Origin of the sequence: Acetobacter sacchari (genome assembly GCF_017377715.1) — a bacterium.
In the GTDB taxonomy this organism is placed as follows: domain Bacteria; phylum Pseudomonadota; class Alphaproteobacteria; order Acetobacterales; family Acetobacteraceae; genus Acetobacter; species Acetobacter sacchari.
Window position 1 is genome coordinate 1 of sequence record NZ_JAFVMF010000039.1, and the last position, 15,129, is coordinate 15,129.

A 15,129-nucleotide genomic window follows, 5' to 3' on the forward strand; every position below is an offset into this window, starting at 1 on the left:
CCAATCTCATGCGCAGAAATGCTCACCCGTGATTTTCCAAACAGGCTCTAAAAGATACGCCAGTGTCAAATCTAGCCGGAACCTACCATACAATGAGCGGCACTCTCAAAGGCTTGTCTCTGTTGGTAGCCGCAATAAGCGATGCAGCACACGCCGTGAGTCTCATGCCTTGTCCGCACTGGCCAGAGACGATTGTGGCGACGAAGCTCAAAAACGCGGGGAAGATCACGCAGGACGAGCTTGGGACTTCGAACGTAACACCTCGCATCCTGCGTTCCGTTGGTTCATTCTGAGGCATTTGGATACAATTGCGAAAGAAGAGGGCGCAGCGTGGACGAGAATCTGTGGCCGACATTTGGCCCCTACGGAGATATCAGAACTCAAGAAAGCAAGACCGAGGACGAAAGCGTAAAAGCCATCCTGTCTAGTGAGTGGCGTCGTAAGTGCTTCTCACTAATAGAGTGGGGAATTACCTTACTCCACCTTTCTATAGTAGATTGGGAAATTGACAACGAGTATGATCGTGTCAAACAAATGCTCGGCTTGCGCATGCTCAACTCGTCCCTGTCTAGCGTTTCTCTTATACTGCAAGGATATTCTCAACCAGCACTTTCTATGGTCAGAGATATAATGGAGACTGGTAATCTTCTGGAATATTTTCGGTTGTTTCCAGACGAAGTTGTAACATGGGCACGGTCTAATAGTGAGATCAGAAGGAAAAAATACTCGGCGCAAAAGGTAAGAAACAAAACAAAAGAGAAGCATCAAGATGTAGGTGAAGGTTTGTCTCTGGCGTATTGGACGCTCTGTGATGTTGCGGTCCACCCGACTCCGGCTGGTTTCAATATGCTTCTGGATACTGATTCGCCTACGGCTGGTCCACAATTCGTAGAACGCCATCTGAACGCATGGTTGCGAGAAATGATCCTAAGATTTTCTCCGGCAGTTTGGATAATGCTGTTACAGGTTCCTCATTTGACTCATGAGCAAGAAATGTCGGCGCACGACTATGGGACCGCGATGTTGCGGGTTGCTGCACTTCCGCTGCCAAACTGAAAGTCTATCTTGTGGTATGCATTGTGCGGACGTCGTCGACCCAACTATTGTCTGTGCGACCGTTCTTGGCAGGTAACCCGAACGCGGTAGATTTTTCCGAGGCGGCGAACACGTTTAGGCCCGTCAACTCGGTTCGCCGCTGATAATTTGGTGGCAACATTTGAACCGCTCGGCAGTATTTCCCGCCGTCGCGTCTGATTAAGACTGGCGACGTATCGGGCAGGATTGGTGCGGTCACAGGTATATGTAGCGCCGGAGGTATCGGGGCTGGATCAGCCACGTCAATAGGTGGGAGCAAGCGGCTGTCCAGAGATGGTGCCCAAGCTTGCCGATAATCATGCTCACGGCGCTACCACGCCATCACCGCCTTGTGTATCTCAGTCATCGCTTAATGTGTCTAGCTGATCAACGCCGCGTAGGCGCGTGAACTGCGCGGAGGGGAGCGTCCAACTCAGTAAGAAGCGACTTGGGGAAGTCGCCTTACAAGCTCATGCTTGCCGATTGTCGTCCGCAGATCGGAGGGAAGACGCAGGCGGAAAACGAAGCCGTCGCGAGATCGCCGAAAGCAAGCGCCGCTGGGTCCGTGCTTTGGCGTCGTGGAGTCACTTGTGGACTCAGCAGAATTCGCGCCAGAGCTACTACCGAGTAGTCTATTTTTCCGCTGAAAATCAATGATTTATGGAACACGCAGGCGGATGGTGGAGCTGAGGGGAATCGAACCCATGTATCCATGCGAGTCTTGGTGTTTCACGAATCGCGATCAATTATAAAGAAATATCGAATATCATGTCTCTAGACGTTTCAGCGCGAATCGGCTAAACGCATGTTCTAAGGTGGACAGTAAGATGGGCGTTTGTGGTTATGAGTCGGCTCGCACCAAACCGTTTAACCGCTCGCCAGGTAGCTGCGCACAAGGACGGCGATCTTGCTGACGGCGGCAATCTTCATCTGGTCGTCAGAGGAGCCTCTCGGCTCTGGGTGTTCAAATACAAGAGCGCTCTGACGGACAAGCGCCGCGAGATGAGCCTAGGGTCCGCATACGACATCGGGTTGGCTGAAGCCCGTACGCTAGCCACAGACGCTCGTCGCCTCGTCAATCAGAGGATTGACCCACTCGAACAGCGCCGGACTGAAGATAGCGCCCGCAAGCAGGAAGCCGGGCTCAGTTTCCGCGCCGTAGCTGGTCGCTATATCGAATCACAGACGCCGGGCTGGCGAGATCCACGCGCCGCCTCGATCTGGTCTGCGTCCCTTGAGCAGAATGTTTACGGCTTCTTTGGCGACAAGCCGGTGGCTATGGTCGATACATCAGACGTAGAGAGCGTGCTGAAGCCGATCTGGACCGAGAAGACGGAGACCGCAACCCGCATCCGTGGCCGGATAGAGCGCATTCTCGACTATGCCCGCGCACAAGGCTGGCGTTCAGGAGAGAACCCGGCCCGGTGGCGTGGCCATTTGTCAGCGATCCTCGCGCCCCCGTCGAAGGTGGCCAAGGTCGAGCACCACGCCGCAATCGATCGGAAAGACATCGCTCGCGTCATGGGCGCACTGGCGACGTCTGGCGGCATCGCCGCGAAGGCCGTCCGCTTCGCCTGCCTCACCGCAGCACGCTCCGGTGAGGTCCGTAGCGCCACCTGGGGAGAGATCGACCTCGACGCGAGGGTGTGGACCGTTCCGGCTCACCGCATGAAGACCGGCAAGGAACACCGCGTTCCGTTGTCCGATGGCGCTGTAGCTATCCTGCAGGAAGTGCGGCCGCTCCAGGACGAAAGACACGGCGATCTCGTGTTCCCCGGCCAGCGCGCCGGTAAGCCGCTCTCAGACGTGGCTCTGTCCAAGGCCCTTCACATCGCAGCCGGGACGAAGGACGTCACCGTGCATGGCCTGCGGTCCACATTCCGCGACTGGGCGGCTGAAGAGACGGATTACCCCCGCGAGGTCGCCGAGATGGCGCTGGCGCACGCCATCAGCAACAAGGTAGAGGCCGCATATCGTCGTGGGGATCTGTTCGAGAAGCGGCGGGAGATGATGGGGAGATGGGATGGTTTTACGGTAAAGTCGTAAAACCATCCCATAGGCCTTGGCGCAGAGACGCAGCGTTTCAGGCTGAGGCGGCGAGGGCCTAGATACATGATCCACTCGCCAAATCTGCCCATTTAGGAACGGATTGATGCGTCGATATTAAATTTTCAAAGTGACAAAGCAATAACTTTGATTCCTTTGTTTCGTTGGGACCTAGAAGAGAAAATCCCGAATTATTATGATAAACCGTACTAATGAAACACAATGCGTCCAAAATAGATATCAATTTCGTGAAGTTTCCGTATGTTGGGATGTATGAATATGTGCCATGTACTATTGTATGTCTATTTAATCCTAGAGGATTATTTTCATTTTTAATATCGGCCAAGTAGTATTTGTTTAGAAAATCACGAAAACTCTCTAGGGCAGCATACCGCTCTCCAAAATAGTTCTCAGATTGTTTCTCTCTTTCGATAATTTCACTTACGTAAGAGGTCAGATTTCGGGTCCCGTAACCGACGCCGTGATTGATATCATTCGCTAATAGTCTTATTACGCCCTCAACGACAGGAACTAAAGCAGTAATAGCCACATTTTTGTAGCCAGAAAAAAAAGCATTAACGCACTCAAGTATGCTAGAATAGAAATTTTTTACGTGGGGGATTTTTGAATAGAATTCAGTCATAAATGCAGAAAGGCGATTTGCAGAGTATACTTCAGTTGCCCACATCTCAAAACATAGATAGATAAGATCTTTCGTCTCTAATGACGCACTGTTTCCTTCTGAATATAGAATTTTTTCTTTAATACCTTCAGAGCGTATATTGTTAATAGAACTCGTTAAAAAACTAATTTGACCAAATGAAACGTAGAATGGAACGAACCATTTTATTTCCTTTAGTATATTTTTGTGAAAAAGAACATAATTCTTATTTGTGTCTTGATCGGCGATCATTTTGAGTCACGACGTTCTATTTCTACATTAATCCCAGTGTATGCAAGTTTCGCTGTTTCTCGTAATTCAAAGTGATGCTGACGTAGTCGTTCCCAGTATTCACGATATTCCTCTAATAGGCTGTCTCGTCTGCCGACAAACGCCTTTTTATTATCTTCGCTACAACTCGATTCTATCGCGCTGTGCAGAGCTACGTATTGAGAATACATGGCGTTGTTGAGGCGAATCGAATCGATCAAACCGGCTGCCAGCGTGTAGCATTTTATTAAATGTTGGACGGTTAATTCGTTCTGGATATACCCGATGTAAATTGTGTTGTTTTTGTATACTGGAAAATATTCCTCTTCAACGGGATAAAATATCGGAACAGCGTTCTGGCTGGGGACCGTTTCCAAAGTTTGTCCCGCCTCTTTGTAGTATCTAGTGTAAACGGTATCGATCTCTGATCGAATTGCTAAAAGTGTTTGTTTTATTTTCTGATTTTCTGATTTTATTTCAGCATGATTTTTTTCTGAAATCGTCCATCGGGTTGTTAAGATTGATACTCCTCCGCCAATGATAGCTCCCAAAAGTGACCCGCCGAGATTTATCCAAGTGTCAAGGTGACCGTCAGGCGGTGTCATTCTCTACCCTTCCTCAACCGAACTCCGGCCCCACCACCATTCTCCGCGATAAACTCAACGCCTGCGTTTTCCAGGGCGGCGCGGATGGCGGAAAGGGTGCGGGGATTTAGATTCTCACCTCGTTCCAATCTCGCGATTGTATCTGGGGAAACAGAGGCGGCCGCAGCCAAATCGCGGACACCGAGTCCGAGAGCGGCCCGCGCCATCTTACTTTGAACAGGTAGAAGCATCGTTTCCCCGTTACGAAACCCTTGCGCTGTTACGAGCGCGGGTATATCGTAACGGTGTTCTGACATCGTTGCAATGTCAGGCGGCCAAATGGGGAGCTTGGACCCTCCCGCATCTGGCCTAACCACAAACCGAAGGTAACTCGGCAATGGCTGATCACGCCCTTAGCGTACGGTCTCGATCCCGTACAAGCACTTTCTCGCAAATAGCTTCGTATCTTGCTGCTGCGGTGGCAGTGCCAGCGATCCTCTTTGGTATCGTGGCAGGCATCGCCACGCCAGATCCGGTCGCGTCCGGTCACGCTCTCCGTCTGGAGGCAGTCCGATGAGCGCCGCCGCTACGATCCAGACACCGAGCGACCTCGGCCTTCTGTTCCCCATCAAGACCCACGCCCTCAACACCTCCGACCACGACCTGATCCGCAAGGCGCAGGAAGTGACAGAGCGCGAGGTATGGGCGCGCAAGATCACTGATGAGAGCGCAGACGGAAACGTGCCGGCTGAAGCTGAGGCCGCATTCACCACCAACGGCGACGCGCTACAAGAAATGGCGCGGGTCGAGGTCACTACCTGGGATGGCTGGATTGCCCGCCAGATCGCATTTGCCACGTTCCAATATTCCGGACCGGACCGCGTGAAGATGCCAGATTGCGGGCCGGACGAATGGCTTGAGTATGCAGCGGGCCACGACGCAATCCGCCACCTTGAAAACAAGACAACGCATGATCGCCCGAAGGAATACGTCGGAGCGGCAGGCAAGGCTTTGTCCGCGCTGCTCACGTCGAGCCGGGTTCTTTACACGAGAACAGACGGACGACTCACACTCCTGCATTGCCTGATTGAGAGGATCAAAAGCAGGCCCGGCGCTGAGGTGGATAAAGGCTGGCTCCTGCCTGCGCTGGAGGTTCTGCTTTCGGAAATATGCGACACCTCCGAATGGTTCCGCGACCGTCTGGACGAGGCGGAGTTCAGCGCATGACCCGACGATCCCTCACGATAAGAGAAATCGACGCAATCGAACTTGCGGAATACGAACTGAGCCGACTTGGACATGTCGCGGCCATCGCTGGCGGCGCGCTACGGACTGCGGTTGTCGACTGCCAGACGCACGGGCAATCCGAAATCGGAATGATGCTTATCTGGCTCGGCGAGAAGATCGAAGCGCAATGCACGATCCTATCCGAAACAATGGGCGGCCAGCTTCGTGAGAGGGTGGAGGGCAAATGACCGAAGCCGCACGCACCTCCATAATGGAGGCGCAGGAGTGATGACCCCCATTCAATCCGCAGCCATATCCGCCACAGCCTCAGATCGTCGCGCATTACGTCTGGACCCTGAAGGAATCGCCCTCAGCACCCCGACAGTAGCAGCCGAGTTCGATCGGTGGCGCAGGGCGTGGACCCGCGCATGGACCGGACAGGCCAGATCGAGGCGAGACCTGATCGCCCGCGCCCGGCTGGCAATCGCTGATCCAAACATCATGGACCACGACGAAACCCAACGGCTCGCCCGCGACGTGCTGGCCGTGCTTGGCGCAGGAGGGAAGCGCGCATGACCCCCATCGAACGCAGAACCCGCCGCGCCCTCGCGCTGGATCGCAACCGGGACCGGATGCACGACGAGGCCGACCGCGACGACAGCCTGACGCAGCCGGAGCGGGCGCTTGTGTGGAACCGCTCGCAGCGCATCACGCGCCGCATCTGGCAAGAGCGGCTGGGCGTGGCGACCACGCGCGCCCGGACGCTGGCGGACCTGAAGCACAAGGCGCGGCTGACGCTTGAATACCTCTATTCGGAGGCCGACGACGACGCGCTCGCAGCCAGCCTTTGCCGCGACATTCTCGCCATGCGGGAGCGTCACTGATGGGAAGACGACGCAAGCCTTGGGCGCCCGGCGACGTTAACCGGCTGGTTAAGATGCGACGGGACGGGAAGACGTGGCGGGAGATCGGGGCGGCGCTGGGTAAGCCGCACATCTCGTGCGCGCGATACTGGCGGGAAGTGCTAGGGTATGAGTGTATCAATGTGGAAGCCGAGGGCGGGAATGACTGAAGAAAATGATCTCCCGAAAAGACGCAACAGCGGTCTCTCTCCTATGGGTATCTATGTGCCTAAGCGATCGTTTGCACTGAAGGAAGCGGTTCTAAAATTGGCCGAGCTTCGCTACCCAAACCTCCCGTGGCCACGGTACTTATTTGGAACGATGGAAACTGCCCTCAATTGGCATGTCAACAAGTTACTTACTGCAGACGGCTGGGACCCATATTGCGACAACCCTTCATCTGACGAGATTGAGGGGGTAGATCAGTTGACGAAATTAGATTGCTTCCTCGCTTTAGCAGAAGCGCGGGCTGCTCTGCGTGAAGCCTTGGCAGAGGGGGATCTTGTCGCGTCTGCAATGGGTGCTGAAGGATCGTGGATAGATCAAATTCCTTTTGCGTACTGGCGATCGAACGACGGGGGGTGGCGTATGCTGATCACTGATCGAACTGATGATTACAGCCACACTTTCATAAAGAAGTCTGATTTCAATCGATGGGAAAAGACATCGCTGCATTCTGCTCCTGACGAATTATCGAGAGAAGATGGCGAGCCATCTAATCGTGAAGTGGATGATTTTTTACAAGATAAGCTGCGCGCTGCGCTGGCGCAGGAAAACAGGCCTACCAAAACTGATATTCAAGAATCGGTGACATCTTACTTGGGCATCAGCAAGACCCGATTCTTATCCTCGTGGGAAACCGTCACAAATTCACCTGAATTCAATTCATTCAAACGACCCGGCGCGAAAAATGGCAGAAAACGGCCAGTTTCTTAATCGTATTATCTTTTCTATTCGTGTGGACTTTTTTGAACTCGCGTCGCGGTGAATTCTTGCATCGACACGAGACGCACAGACACACGGAGAAATCTCACGATGACCGCGCCAAACAGGGACACACAGGGACGCCGCTTTTTGCGGATTGAAGATGTCATGCACGAAACATGCTTGAGCCGAGCAACTGTCTATCGGACTGCGGCGCTTGAGCGAGTCAAGGTAGGAACCCGGACGCTGATCACTGTGGAGAGCTATGAGCGCTGGATCGCTTCTCTTCACAAGAATGCAGCCTGAAAACAGAAACGCCGCCTGCGGTTAACAGGACGGCGATCCGAAAAACAATCCAACATCAGGCGACAGCAACAAGCGCTTGATATCGGATTTCGGTTCGTTCTGTCCAGAGAAATCGTAGCGGCACTATAGAGAGTGCCAAGATATGCCCCCTGAAAAACGGGAACACCCGAGTTATGTACTCGGCGATGATCTTTCACCCGAGGCTATCGGCCGGATCATTGCGAATATCCTGAATAGGAATGCGGCTACCGCTGAGCGAATTGCTGCAGAACTGTCGATGGCGAACTGCACCGCGCTTCTCGTGATGCAGTTGCATGGCGTTCCGCTCAGCGTTGCAGAAGGTGAGGTCGAGCGAATTGTTCAGGCGGCCATTGAGCACCTGGCTGAACTCAAGCGTCTCGGAGATGACGAATGAGCGACGACATCTCTCCGTCGTGCCGCGATGGCATGAACATGCTCGGCAACATGTCTCTTCAGGGATATGCAGCGCCGCAAATCATCCGGATTGGTCAGGCCTGGGTTGATCGCCATGCGCCCGGCGCCGATCCCCTGATCAACGCTGGAACGATCGCTATCGCAGCGCTGATCCGCGAAGCATATGACCAGTCTGGTTTAGCATATGCCCGCCGCGTGGCTAATCTATTCGCAACATGCGTGAAAGAGGAACTTGATTTCGCACGCCTGCGCGACCGTACCGACCGCGAGCAGGCGACCGGCAGTAAGACAAAGAAACGGAAGGCGCGTGCAGCATGAGCGCCGCCCTCAAAATCTCAACTTTCAAGCCGGTGGCGCTGGAAGCAGCACGTCTCGCTTCGCGTGGGCTGACAATCTTTCCCTGCCATGAGGACAAGCGCCCGACGTGCAAATGGGGCGATCTCGCCACACGATCCATGGATGACGCGCTGATGCTGTGGCGCACACACCCCGGCGAACTGATCGGCGTCGTCACCGGGCGCTCTTCCAACATCGTCGTGCTGGATCTCGATCTTCAGCATCCGACCGCAGATGAGTGGTATGGCGAGCATTGCACCCGCCTGCAGGGACACCGCATGCACCGGACCCGGTCCGGCGGCCTGCATGTCCTGTTTCGGCACCGCGACGGCGTGACCAACCGGAATCCCCGCGGAACAGACGGGCAAAAGACCGTTGGCGTCGATATGCGCGGCGAAGGCGGTTACATCATCTGGTGGCCCGCCACCGGGCTTGAGGTGATCGACAACATCCGTCCGCAGCCCATGCCCGCATGGCTCGTCGAGATGGTCACCCCGCCGCCTGCGCCAAAAGCCGACCTTGCGAAGATCGAGAACGGCCTGCTCGACGCCGACAGGTATGTGGCGGGGGCAGTTCGGGCCGCAGTCGCTTCCGTCGCGTCTTGCCGGGAAGGCGGGCGCAACCACACACTGAACGCCGAGACCTACGCCCTGGCGCGCTTTATCGCGAGCGGGCATCTGACGACCAGCGACGTCGCCGCCGCAATGGCCGCCGCCGCCATGCAGGCAGGTCTCGACAAATCCGAAATTGAGAAAACAATCGCCTCGGCGCTCCGGGCAAGGATGGCCGGATGAATGGACCTGTAAACATCGACGGCGCGGTGAGCGACGGACTGCGACAGGCAAAGAGATCGACGACGATGCAGCCGAACCCACTTCGCTTTGTTGATGTCGCCAGCTTGGCAGGTAAGGTCGTCGCCGATCGCGAGTGGGTTGTCGACCAGTGGTTGCCTGCCGGGTGTGTCACTGTTCACTACGCGGCTGGAGGCGAGGGTAAGACGCTGCTCGCCCAGCAGCTTATGACGAGTGTTGCGGCCGGGGTGCCTTGGATCGGCTTACACGTGAAGAAGGGCCGCGTGCTGGGTATGTTTTGCGAGGATGACGAGGACGAACTGCACCGACGCCAAAATGCGATCAACGTTGCTTACGGCGTGACTTTCGATGACCTGTCAGACATGCGCTGGACCGCCCCAGTCGGCGACGACAATACGCTAGTGAGATTCGAGAACGATGGGACGCCAGTAGAAACCGACCGCCTCGGAGATCTTCGTGCGTTCGCGCTGCACTGGCGCCCGTCTGTGATTGTCCTTGACGTTTCCAGTGACCTCTTTGGAGGGAATGAGAACGTCCGCACGCAAGTGTCTGTCTACCTCAAGGCAGTTCTGGGGGCTCTTGCACGAGACACTGGAGCGGCTGTCCTGCTGAATGCCCACCCAAGCCGTGCAGGGATTAGCAGCGGCGACCTCGACGGTGGCTCTACAGCGTGGAATGGCGGGGTTCGCTCACGTTGGGGCCTGTACACACCCAACGGCGAAGATGGCGAGCCAAGAGACGAGACCGTGCGCGTTCTGAGCAAGAAGAAAGCCAACTACGCCACGCGGGGAGATGAGATACGCCTGAACTATCGTGACGGCGTGCTCTGGCCCGAGAAAAGCGACGATCCACCGCTTTTTCAAAGGCTCGATAAGGAACGGTGTGAGCAAATCTTTCTCGATCTACTCGATGAGGTTGGCAGGCAGGGTCGGCACGCTTCCGACAGCCGGAACTCCGCAAATTACGCACCCAAGCTGTTCTCGCAAAACCCGAAGCGTCAGCGGTTCACCAGACGGGATTTTGAGACCGCGATGAACCGGCTCTTTGGTGCCGGACAGATCAAGGTCGAGCCCTACGGCAAGCCTTCAGCAAACACAAAACACCTCGTCCGGGCAGAGTCCTGCGAGGGGGGCGAAGGTCTCTCGTAAGTCATTGATTTTATTAGGGCGAGGGTTGGGCGAAGGTGTTCGGCAAGGGTTGGCGAAGGTGTCTCATAAGTCGTTGAAAATACTAGGGCGAAGGTGGGGCGAAGGTAGGGGGGGGCGAGTGTTATATATAAATATATAGGCGCAGGCTCCACCGGGAGCCGCCTGCGCCTTAATAGAGATGTCGACAGAACGAGGATTTCAGATGCGTTACGTGATCGATTGCATTGACCCGGATCGGCCCGAACGAGGGTCAATCGTCACTATGTGCGATACCTGGGATGAAGCGCAGGCAGAAGCTAAACGGCTCCAGAATTCATTGACCGTAGTAAGCATTGAAGATGGCCAAACCCGGAGAATCGTAACCGGAGCAGAACTTCAACGGCTTTTGAGGCAGTGAGAGGATGACCCTTCACCTCTCAAAAATCGACTGAGGCGCGGAAACGCACTGCGCGACGAAACCTCACCTTGATGGTCAGCATGCCTCACGCGCGCGCCGCGCACGCATCGCTCGCGCGGGATCATCATTATGCAGGCGGTGAAAACCGCACCGAAACCCGAAAAATGGCGGAAAATCGCCAGAGGTAAGATCGTCGCTCAGGAGGCAGGCGAAGCGGGAATTCCTGCTTTGGTTCTTTTGGTCCTCGTCTGGTGGTGATTACTTGCGGCACGGCTGAGTAGGGCGCGGCGAAAAGCAGGGTTCGGTTTCTATCGTAGGAAACGAATAATTCTTCTAATCTATTGAAAAATACATATAAAATTATGATGGAAACATCAATGGCCACCTTTATGTCCATCTTAATGACGACGGCAGAGCATTCCGACGCCTTCGTTGTGTGATTGTCGACATCCCCTGATTGATCGAGAATTCAGAAAACATCAACAATTTGTAATATACATGTCAGTTATCTGTGTATATCTACTTGGATCTATCTGTATCTACGTGCGTCATATAAAATAGACATCAAGTACTACAATAATATTTCGTGCGACTGTATTGTGCGCCATATGAGCGCACCTGACGTAACCTCCCCGATATGCCTTTCGACAGAAGACGCAGCCCGACGCATCGGCATTAGCGGGCCGACATTGCGCCGCATGACCCGTGACGGCGATGCGCCGCCATCGATCATCGTTGGCCGCAAGCGTCGTCTGTACCCTGAGGAAAGCCTGCGCGAGTGGGTGCGCGACCGAACCAATAAGGAGCGCGCACTATGAGCGAGCTTGAGACGCTGGCCGGAAAGGCTGGCCTGAACGACCCTGAACTGCTGCGGATCTCCCGTGCCGACCTGCCCCCGCAGGCCGCTGTCGACGATCTGCGACGTCGCTACCCGTCCGCCTTCACCAGCCCTGCCAACGTGCGGGAACTGCCCCGGAAGGACTACGAGACAGCCAAGCGCGACTTTATCCAGCGGAGCTACCGCCGATGAGTGAGACCGTCGAAAAACGGCCGTTATCCGCGCTCGTCGCCGACATGTTGGCCGCGCAGACTGCCGCACGCAGTCGTCCCGGCGCACCCTGGAATATGATCGACGGCATGGTGCGCAACGCCTTCCACGCTGCTTCCCGCTCCAGCGACACCGGGGCAAACCTGAACAGTCCTGCGGACCGGGAAGCCAAGGCCCGCATTCGTGCCGAGGTGGAGAAAGCCATAGCGGAATGCAGGCGTTGGGCGGACATGCCTGCCGATCAGGTGGCGTCCGCCGCCGCTGTTGCGACTGCCCCCAAGCCTGAGCCCGCACCCACGCCAGAGGTGCGTGCGGGGCGGCTGCTGGACGATCTGGCCCGGCGGGGCGTGCGTATCGAGGTGGGGAGCAGAAACCGCCTCTCGGTACGCCCTGCGCATCTTCTGAGCGATCTCGACCGGGCCAATCTCACAGCCCTTCGAGCAGTCGTCGCAAAGGTGTGGCTGGAGCGGAATCAGGTGGCGATATTCGAGTGACGGACACCCCTGAAATGGCCAATCCGGCGTCGGACGAAACTCGCGACGAAACTGCCGTTTTGAAGGCCGTCACGACGAAACCGACTGGGGAAAAGGGAGGGCGTCCGTGCTCGATATGCACCCACCCGCTGGCGCGCGACATTGACCGTGCGCTGGTCTCTCCGGGCGGTTCCTATGCGACCGTAGCCGGTGCCTTCCCAGGCACCACGGCGAAGTCGCTTGAGCGTCACTACAAGGCGCATCTGCTCCCACGACTGGAGCGTGCGTCCGGTCTGGCCGCCGACCATATCGGCCCCAGCCTTGGCATCCTGAGCCAGCTTGAGGAACTGCGCGGGCGGGCGATGGACTTGCTTGAGAGGGCGGAGAAGTCCGGCAAGCTGAAAGAGGCGATCGGCGCCATCCGCGAGGCTCGGGGCGTGCTGGAATCTCAGGCGCGTCTCACCGGATTGGACGGGTCGCGCTCGCAAACCACGATCAACGTCATCAACGCGCCCGGCTGGACGGTGGTGCAAGGTTCGATCCTGACCGCGCTGGAGAGCTTCCCCGACGCCCGTGCGGCGGTGGTGCGGGCGCTGGGGCATGTAATCGATGGCTGATGCGACGCAGGACATGGCGCGGGAGATCAGGCACGGCCTCGACCCCGTGCTGTTCGCCCGTGAGCGTCTGGGGTTCAACCCCGACCCCTGGCAAGCTGATGTCCTATCGTCGGATAGCACGCGCATTCTGCTGAACTGCACGCGGCAGGCGGGCAAGACCACCACAACGTCGGTTCTTGCGCTGCACACGGCCATTTATCGGGGCCAGTCCCTGTCTCTGCTCTTTTCGAAGGCGCAGCGCCAGAGTTCGGAGTTGCTGGCGAAGATCCGCCATCACATAGCGACGATGGACTCGCCGCCCGAACTTCTGAAGGACGCTGCCACGGAAGTTCAGCTTGCCAACGGTTCGCGCATTGTGAGCCTGCCGGGTAGCAACCCTGATGCGATTAGAGGCTACAGCGCGCCCGCCCTTATCGTGGAAGATGAAGCCGCGTTCGTCGACGATGAGCTTTATGAAGCCTTCATGGCGATGCTTGCCAGAAGCCATAAAGGGCGCGTGATCCTGATGAGCACCCCGAACGGTAAACGCGGGCACTTTTACGCCGCGTGGACTGGCGGTGATCGAAAGTGGCAACGAGAATCTGTCACAGCCGATCAGGTGCCACACATTGACGCCGCATACCTGGACGAGATGCGCGGCGAATACGGCCCGTGGAAGTTCCAGCAGGAATTCTTCTGCAAGTTTGTCGAGGCCGACGACCAGTTTTTTAGCGACGAGGCGATAGAGCGGGCGTTCTCCCGCGAAGTCCCGTTGCTCGAACTCAATTTCTGAGGAAATCATGAGCGATATACCAGACAAGATCGCCGCAATTCAGGATGAACCGCTCAAGCTGAACGCTGATCGCAACATCCGGCCCCGTTTTTGGTGGGCGCTGGTGAAAGACCGCGTAATCCAGAAGGTGGTTCGAACGCACAGCTATGATCGCCACGCGTTCGTCGAGATTGACGGTGTGCCAGAGCAGGCGGTGCGCGGCGGTGAGAAAGTTCCGGCAACGGGATACGCCGTCGTCAACGTCACCGGCGTGCATGACCATCTTCGCATTGGGCTCACTCTGAACGAGTGGGGAAACCTGATCGGATGAGAGCGCAGTCGAAGCAATTTGAGCCGGAAGTCGTTGAGGATCGGCGCGAGATCACACCCGGATCGCTCGAAAGCTATGTCGTAGGGCTCGACCTGGGGAAGTCTCAGGACTTCACTGCGATCTGCGTCGCCGAAGTCATCGCCTGCGAGCGCCTGCACTGGAAGCGAACAACGTTCGAGCACGCCGCGCAGATTGTCGGGCGGCGGCGCACCTACCGCTATCGGGTGGTGAACGTGCATCGGTATGATCGTGGCACCAGCTATCCCGACATCGCGCGATCCGTGCAGGGCGTGTTGCGCCAACTCCCCAGACCAAAGTTTGACGCCGCGTTGTTCGTCGACCGTACGGGCGTCGGCGCTCCTGTCGTGGATACGATGCGGGAAATGGGACTTGTCCTGACCGGCGTTGCGATCACCGGCGGGTTGAAGGTGAACCGACCGCGATGGGGCGAGGTGAACGTGCCGAAGGCGGTTCTGGCGTCGTCGCTTGATATCGCGTTTGCGGAAGACCGGCTTGAGTTCACGTCATCGGCCAGCGCGTCAGAAGTCCTAAAGCGGGAATTGCAGAACTTCCGCGTCAAGAAGACGGCGCACGGTAATGAAACGATGGAGGCATGGCGCGAAGGGATGCACGACGACCTCGTGTTGGCCACGGCGCTCGCGATCTGGGGAGCGGAGCACCGCTACCGGCCGCGCGAGAAGCCCATAAACTTTAGTATGCACCGATGAGTCGAGGATAATCATGGACCGGAACATCATCTATGCGGGCGCAGTGCCGCTCGACACGG

Annotated in this window: 24 protein-coding genes; 21 read left to right on the plus strand and 3 right to left on the minus strand. The window is 56.4% G+C overall.

All coding sequences use genetic code 11. The annotated features are described in order from the left end of the window. Window positions 1–330 precede the first annotated feature (330 nt). Together J2D73_RS19530 and J2D73_RS19535 are read left to right on the plus strand one after the other, a co-directional pair. Entirely contained in the window at window positions 331–1,056 is a 726-nt protein-coding gene (locus J2D73_RS19530; RefSeq protein WP_207884034.1) for a hypothetical protein, read from the plus strand. Between the two features lie 861 nt (window positions 1,057–1,917). Further along, complete coding sequence (locus J2D73_RS19535) at window positions 1,918–3,120, plus strand: tyrosine-type recombinase/integrase (protein WP_207884036.1); 1,203 nt, start codon at window positions 1,918–1,920, stop codon at window positions 3,118–3,120. Window positions 3,121–3,178: 58 nt separating this feature from the next. On the opposite strand, the gene J2D73_RS19540 is transcribed toward J2D73_RS19535, so the two are convergent. The 3 genes from J2D73_RS19540 to J2D73_RS19550 are packed head-to-tail and all read right to left on the minus strand — an operon-like array spanning window position 3,179 to window position 4,862. Then, complete coding sequence (locus J2D73_RS19540; RefSeq protein WP_207884038.1) at window positions 3,179–4,033, minus strand: hypothetical protein; 855 nt, start codon at window positions 4,031–4,033, stop codon at window positions 3,179–3,181. Then, entirely contained in the window at window positions 4,030–4,656 is a 627-nt protein-coding gene (locus J2D73_RS19545) for a hypothetical protein (RefSeq protein ID WP_207884039.1), read from the minus strand. Before J2D73_RS19545 ends, J2D73_RS19540 begins: the two co-directional genes overlap by 4 nt. Next, on the minus strand, window positions 4,653–4,862 hold the full coding sequence (locus tag J2D73_RS19550) for a helix-turn-helix domain-containing protein (protein ID WP_207884068.1): 210 nt from the start codon (window positions 4,860–4,862) through the stop codon (window positions 4,653–4,655). Before J2D73_RS19550 ends, J2D73_RS19545 begins: the two co-directional genes overlap by 4 nt. A gap of 346 nt (window positions 4,863–5,208) precedes the next feature. Between J2D73_RS19550 and J2D73_RS19555 the strand changes: the two genes are divergently transcribed. From J2D73_RS19555 to J2D73_RS19640, 19 genes are all read left to right on the plus strand, one after another. Further along, window positions 5,209–5,862, plus strand: a complete 654-nt coding sequence (locus tag J2D73_RS19555; RefSeq protein WP_207884040.1) for a hypothetical protein — start codon at window positions 5,209–5,211, stop codon at window positions 5,860–5,862. Then, entirely contained in the window at window positions 5,859–6,110 is a 252-nt protein-coding gene (locus J2D73_RS19560; RefSeq protein WP_207884041.1) for a hypothetical protein, read from the plus strand. The genes J2D73_RS19555 and J2D73_RS19560 overlap by 4 nt, the downstream gene beginning before the upstream one ends. A 40-nt stretch (window positions 6,111–6,150) precedes the next feature. Then, window positions 6,151–6,438, plus strand: coding sequence for a hypothetical protein (locus tag J2D73_RS19565; protein WP_207884042.1), 288 nt, complete (start codon window positions 6,151–6,153; stop codon window positions 6,436–6,438). Continuing rightward, on the plus strand, window positions 6,435–6,746 hold the full coding sequence (locus J2D73_RS19570; protein WP_207884043.1) for a hypothetical protein: 312 nt from the start codon (window positions 6,435–6,437) through the stop codon (window positions 6,744–6,746). The genes J2D73_RS19565 and J2D73_RS19570 overlap by 4 nt, the downstream gene beginning before the upstream one ends. After that, window positions 6,746–6,934: a hypothetical protein gene (locus J2D73_RS19575; protein ID WP_207884045.1), complete on the plus strand. Its 189-nt coding sequence runs from the start codon at window positions 6,746–6,748 to the stop codon at window positions 6,932–6,934. The genes J2D73_RS19570 and J2D73_RS19575 overlap by 1 nt, the downstream gene beginning before the upstream one ends. Then, window positions 6,927–7,700: a hypothetical protein gene (locus J2D73_RS19580; RefSeq protein ID WP_207884047.1), complete on the plus strand. Its 774-nt coding sequence runs from the start codon at window positions 6,927–6,929 to the stop codon at window positions 7,698–7,700. The genes J2D73_RS19575 and J2D73_RS19580 overlap by 8 nt, the downstream gene beginning before the upstream one ends. A gap of 99 nt (window positions 7,701–7,799) precedes the next feature. Beyond that, on the plus strand, window positions 7,800–7,994 hold the full coding sequence (locus J2D73_RS19585; protein ID WP_207884049.1) for a helix-turn-helix transcriptional regulator: 195 nt from the start codon (window positions 7,800–7,802) through the stop codon (window positions 7,992–7,994). 142 nt (window positions 7,995–8,136) lie between these two features. Beyond that, on the plus strand, window positions 8,137–8,409 hold the full coding sequence (locus J2D73_RS19590) for a hypothetical protein (protein WP_207884051.1): 273 nt from the start codon (window positions 8,137–8,139) through the stop codon (window positions 8,407–8,409). Continuing rightward, window positions 8,406–8,747 (plus strand): hypothetical protein, encoded by a 342-nt coding sequence (locus J2D73_RS19595; RefSeq protein WP_207884053.1) that lies wholly within the window; start codon window positions 8,406–8,408, stop codon window positions 8,745–8,747. The genes J2D73_RS19590 and J2D73_RS19595 overlap by 4 nt, the downstream gene beginning before the upstream one ends. After that, window positions 8,744–9,559 carry a bifunctional DNA primase/polymerase gene (locus tag J2D73_RS19600; protein WP_207884055.1) on the plus strand — a complete coding sequence of 272 codons (816 nt, stop codon included), beginning with the start codon at window positions 8,744–8,746 and terminating at the stop codon, window positions 9,557–9,559. The genes J2D73_RS19595 and J2D73_RS19600 overlap by 4 nt, the downstream gene beginning before the upstream one ends. Then, window positions 9,556–10,725 (plus strand): AAA family ATPase, encoded by a 1,170-nt coding sequence (locus tag J2D73_RS19605; protein ID WP_207884057.1) that lies wholly within the window; start codon window positions 9,556–9,558, stop codon window positions 10,723–10,725. Before J2D73_RS19600 ends, J2D73_RS19605 begins: the two co-directional genes overlap by 4 nt. Window positions 10,726–11,251: 526 nt before the next feature. Then, window positions 11,252–11,380, plus strand: a complete 129-nt coding sequence (locus tag J2D73_RS21090; protein WP_279380962.1) for a hypothetical protein — start codon at window positions 11,252–11,254, stop codon at window positions 11,378–11,380. 350 nt (window positions 11,381–11,730) lie between these two features. After that, window positions 11,731–11,940, plus strand: a complete 210-nt coding sequence (locus J2D73_RS19610; protein ID WP_207884059.1) for a helix-turn-helix transcriptional regulator — start codon at window positions 11,731–11,733, stop codon at window positions 11,938–11,940. Further along, window positions 11,937–12,152 carry a hypothetical protein gene (locus J2D73_RS19615; protein ID WP_207884061.1) on the plus strand — a complete coding sequence of 72 codons (216 nt, stop codon included), beginning with the start codon at window positions 11,937–11,939 and terminating at the stop codon, window positions 12,150–12,152. Before J2D73_RS19610 ends, J2D73_RS19615 begins: the two co-directional genes overlap by 4 nt. Then, window positions 12,149–12,664: a hypothetical protein gene (locus J2D73_RS19620; RefSeq protein WP_207884063.1), complete on the plus strand. Its 516-nt coding sequence runs from the start codon at window positions 12,149–12,151 to the stop codon at window positions 12,662–12,664. The genes J2D73_RS19615 and J2D73_RS19620 overlap by 4 nt, the downstream gene beginning before the upstream one ends. Beyond that, window positions 12,661–13,260: a hypothetical protein gene (locus J2D73_RS19625; RefSeq protein ID WP_341535135.1), complete on the plus strand. Its 600-nt coding sequence runs from the start codon at window positions 12,661–12,663 to the stop codon at window positions 13,258–13,260. The genes J2D73_RS19620 and J2D73_RS19625 overlap by 4 nt, the downstream gene beginning before the upstream one ends. A gap of 13 nt (window positions 13,261–13,273) precedes the next feature. After that, window positions 13,274–14,032: a terminase large subunit domain-containing protein gene (locus J2D73_RS19630; RefSeq protein WP_243430118.1), complete on the plus strand. Its 759-nt coding sequence runs from the start codon at window positions 13,274–13,276 to the stop codon at window positions 14,030–14,032. 7 nt (window positions 14,033–14,039) lie between these two features. Beyond that, window positions 14,040–14,342: a hypothetical protein gene (locus J2D73_RS19635; protein ID WP_207884066.1), complete on the plus strand. Its 303-nt coding sequence runs from the start codon at window positions 14,040–14,042 to the stop codon at window positions 14,340–14,342. Then, window positions 14,339–15,070, plus strand: coding sequence for a hypothetical protein (locus tag J2D73_RS19640; protein ID WP_207884067.1), 732 nt, complete (start codon window positions 14,339–14,341; stop codon window positions 15,068–15,070). The genes J2D73_RS19635 and J2D73_RS19640 overlap by 4 nt, the downstream gene beginning before the upstream one ends. Window positions 15,071–15,129: the final 59 nt, after the last annotated feature.

Coding starts and splice junctions, on each gene's coding strand:
- J2D73_RS19580 (WP_207884047.1), top strand. CDS start 6,927: ATGACTGAAGAAAATGATCTCCCGAAAAGACGCAACAGCGGTCTCTCT.
- J2D73_RS19575 (WP_207884045.1), top strand. CDS start 6,746: ATGGGAAGACGACGCAAGCCTTGGGCGCCCGGCGACGTTAACCGGCTG.
- J2D73_RS19555 (WP_207884040.1), top strand. CDS start 5,209: ATGAGCGCCGCCGCTACGATCCAGACACCGAGCGACCTCGGCCTTCTG.
- J2D73_RS19590 (WP_207884051.1), top strand. CDS start 8,137: ATGCCCCCTGAAAAACGGGAACACCCGAGTTATGTACTCGGCGATGAT.
- J2D73_RS19535 (WP_207884036.1), top strand. CDS start 1,918: ATGAGTCGGCTCGCACCAAACCGTTTAACCGCTCGCCAGGTAGCTGCG.
- J2D73_RS19640 (WP_207884067.1), top strand. CDS start 14,339: ATGAGAGCGCAGTCGAAGCAATTTGAGCCGGAAGTCGTTGAGGATCGG.
- J2D73_RS19560 (WP_207884041.1), top strand. CDS start 5,859: ATGACCCGACGATCCCTCACGATAAGAGAAATCGACGCAATCGAACTT.
- J2D73_RS19585 (WP_207884049.1), top strand. CDS start 7,800: ATGACCGCGCCAAACAGGGACACACAGGGACGCCGCTTTTTGCGGATT.
- J2D73_RS19605 (WP_207884057.1), top strand. CDS start 9,556: ATGAATGGACCTGTAAACATCGACGGCGCGGTGAGCGACGGACTGCGA.
- J2D73_RS19635 (WP_207884066.1), top strand. CDS start 14,040: ATGAGCGATATACCAGACAAGATCGCCGCAATTCAGGATGAACCGCTC.
- J2D73_RS21090 (WP_279380962.1), top strand. CDS start 11,252: ATGCAGGCGGTGAAAACCGCACCGAAACCCGAAAAATGGCGGAAAATC.
- J2D73_RS19550 (WP_207884068.1), bottom strand. CDS start 4,862: ATGGCGCGGGCCGCTCTCGGACTCGGTGTCCGCGATTTGGCTGCGGCC.
- J2D73_RS19630 (WP_243430118.1), top strand. CDS start 13,274: ATGGCGCGGGAGATCAGGCACGGCCTCGACCCCGTGCTGTTCGCCCGT.
- J2D73_RS19540 (WP_207884038.1), bottom strand. CDS start 4,033: ATGATCGCCGATCAAGACACAAATAAGAATTATGTTCTTTTTCACAAA.
- J2D73_RS19615 (WP_207884061.1), top strand. CDS start 11,937: ATGAGCGAGCTTGAGACGCTGGCCGGAAAGGCTGGCCTGAACGACCCT.
- J2D73_RS19570 (WP_207884043.1), top strand. CDS start 6,435: ATGACCCCCATCGAACGCAGAACCCGCCGCGCCCTCGCGCTGGATCGC.
- J2D73_RS19600 (WP_207884055.1), top strand. CDS start 8,744: ATGAGCGCCGCCCTCAAAATCTCAACTTTCAAGCCGGTGGCGCTGGAA.
- J2D73_RS19565 (WP_207884042.1), top strand. CDS start 6,151: ATGACCCCCATTCAATCCGCAGCCATATCCGCCACAGCCTCAGATCGT.
- J2D73_RS19610 (WP_207884059.1), top strand. CDS start 11,731: ATGAGCGCACCTGACGTAACCTCCCCGATATGCCTTTCGACAGAAGAC.
- J2D73_RS19595 (WP_207884053.1), top strand. CDS start 8,406: ATGAGCGACGACATCTCTCCGTCGTGCCGCGATGGCATGAACATGCTC.
- J2D73_RS19620 (WP_207884063.1), top strand. CDS start 12,149: ATGAGTGAGACCGTCGAAAAACGGCCGTTATCCGCGCTCGTCGCCGAC.
- J2D73_RS19545 (WP_207884039.1), bottom strand. CDS start 4,656: ATGACACCGCCTGACGGTCACCTTGACACTTGGATAAATCTCGGCGGG.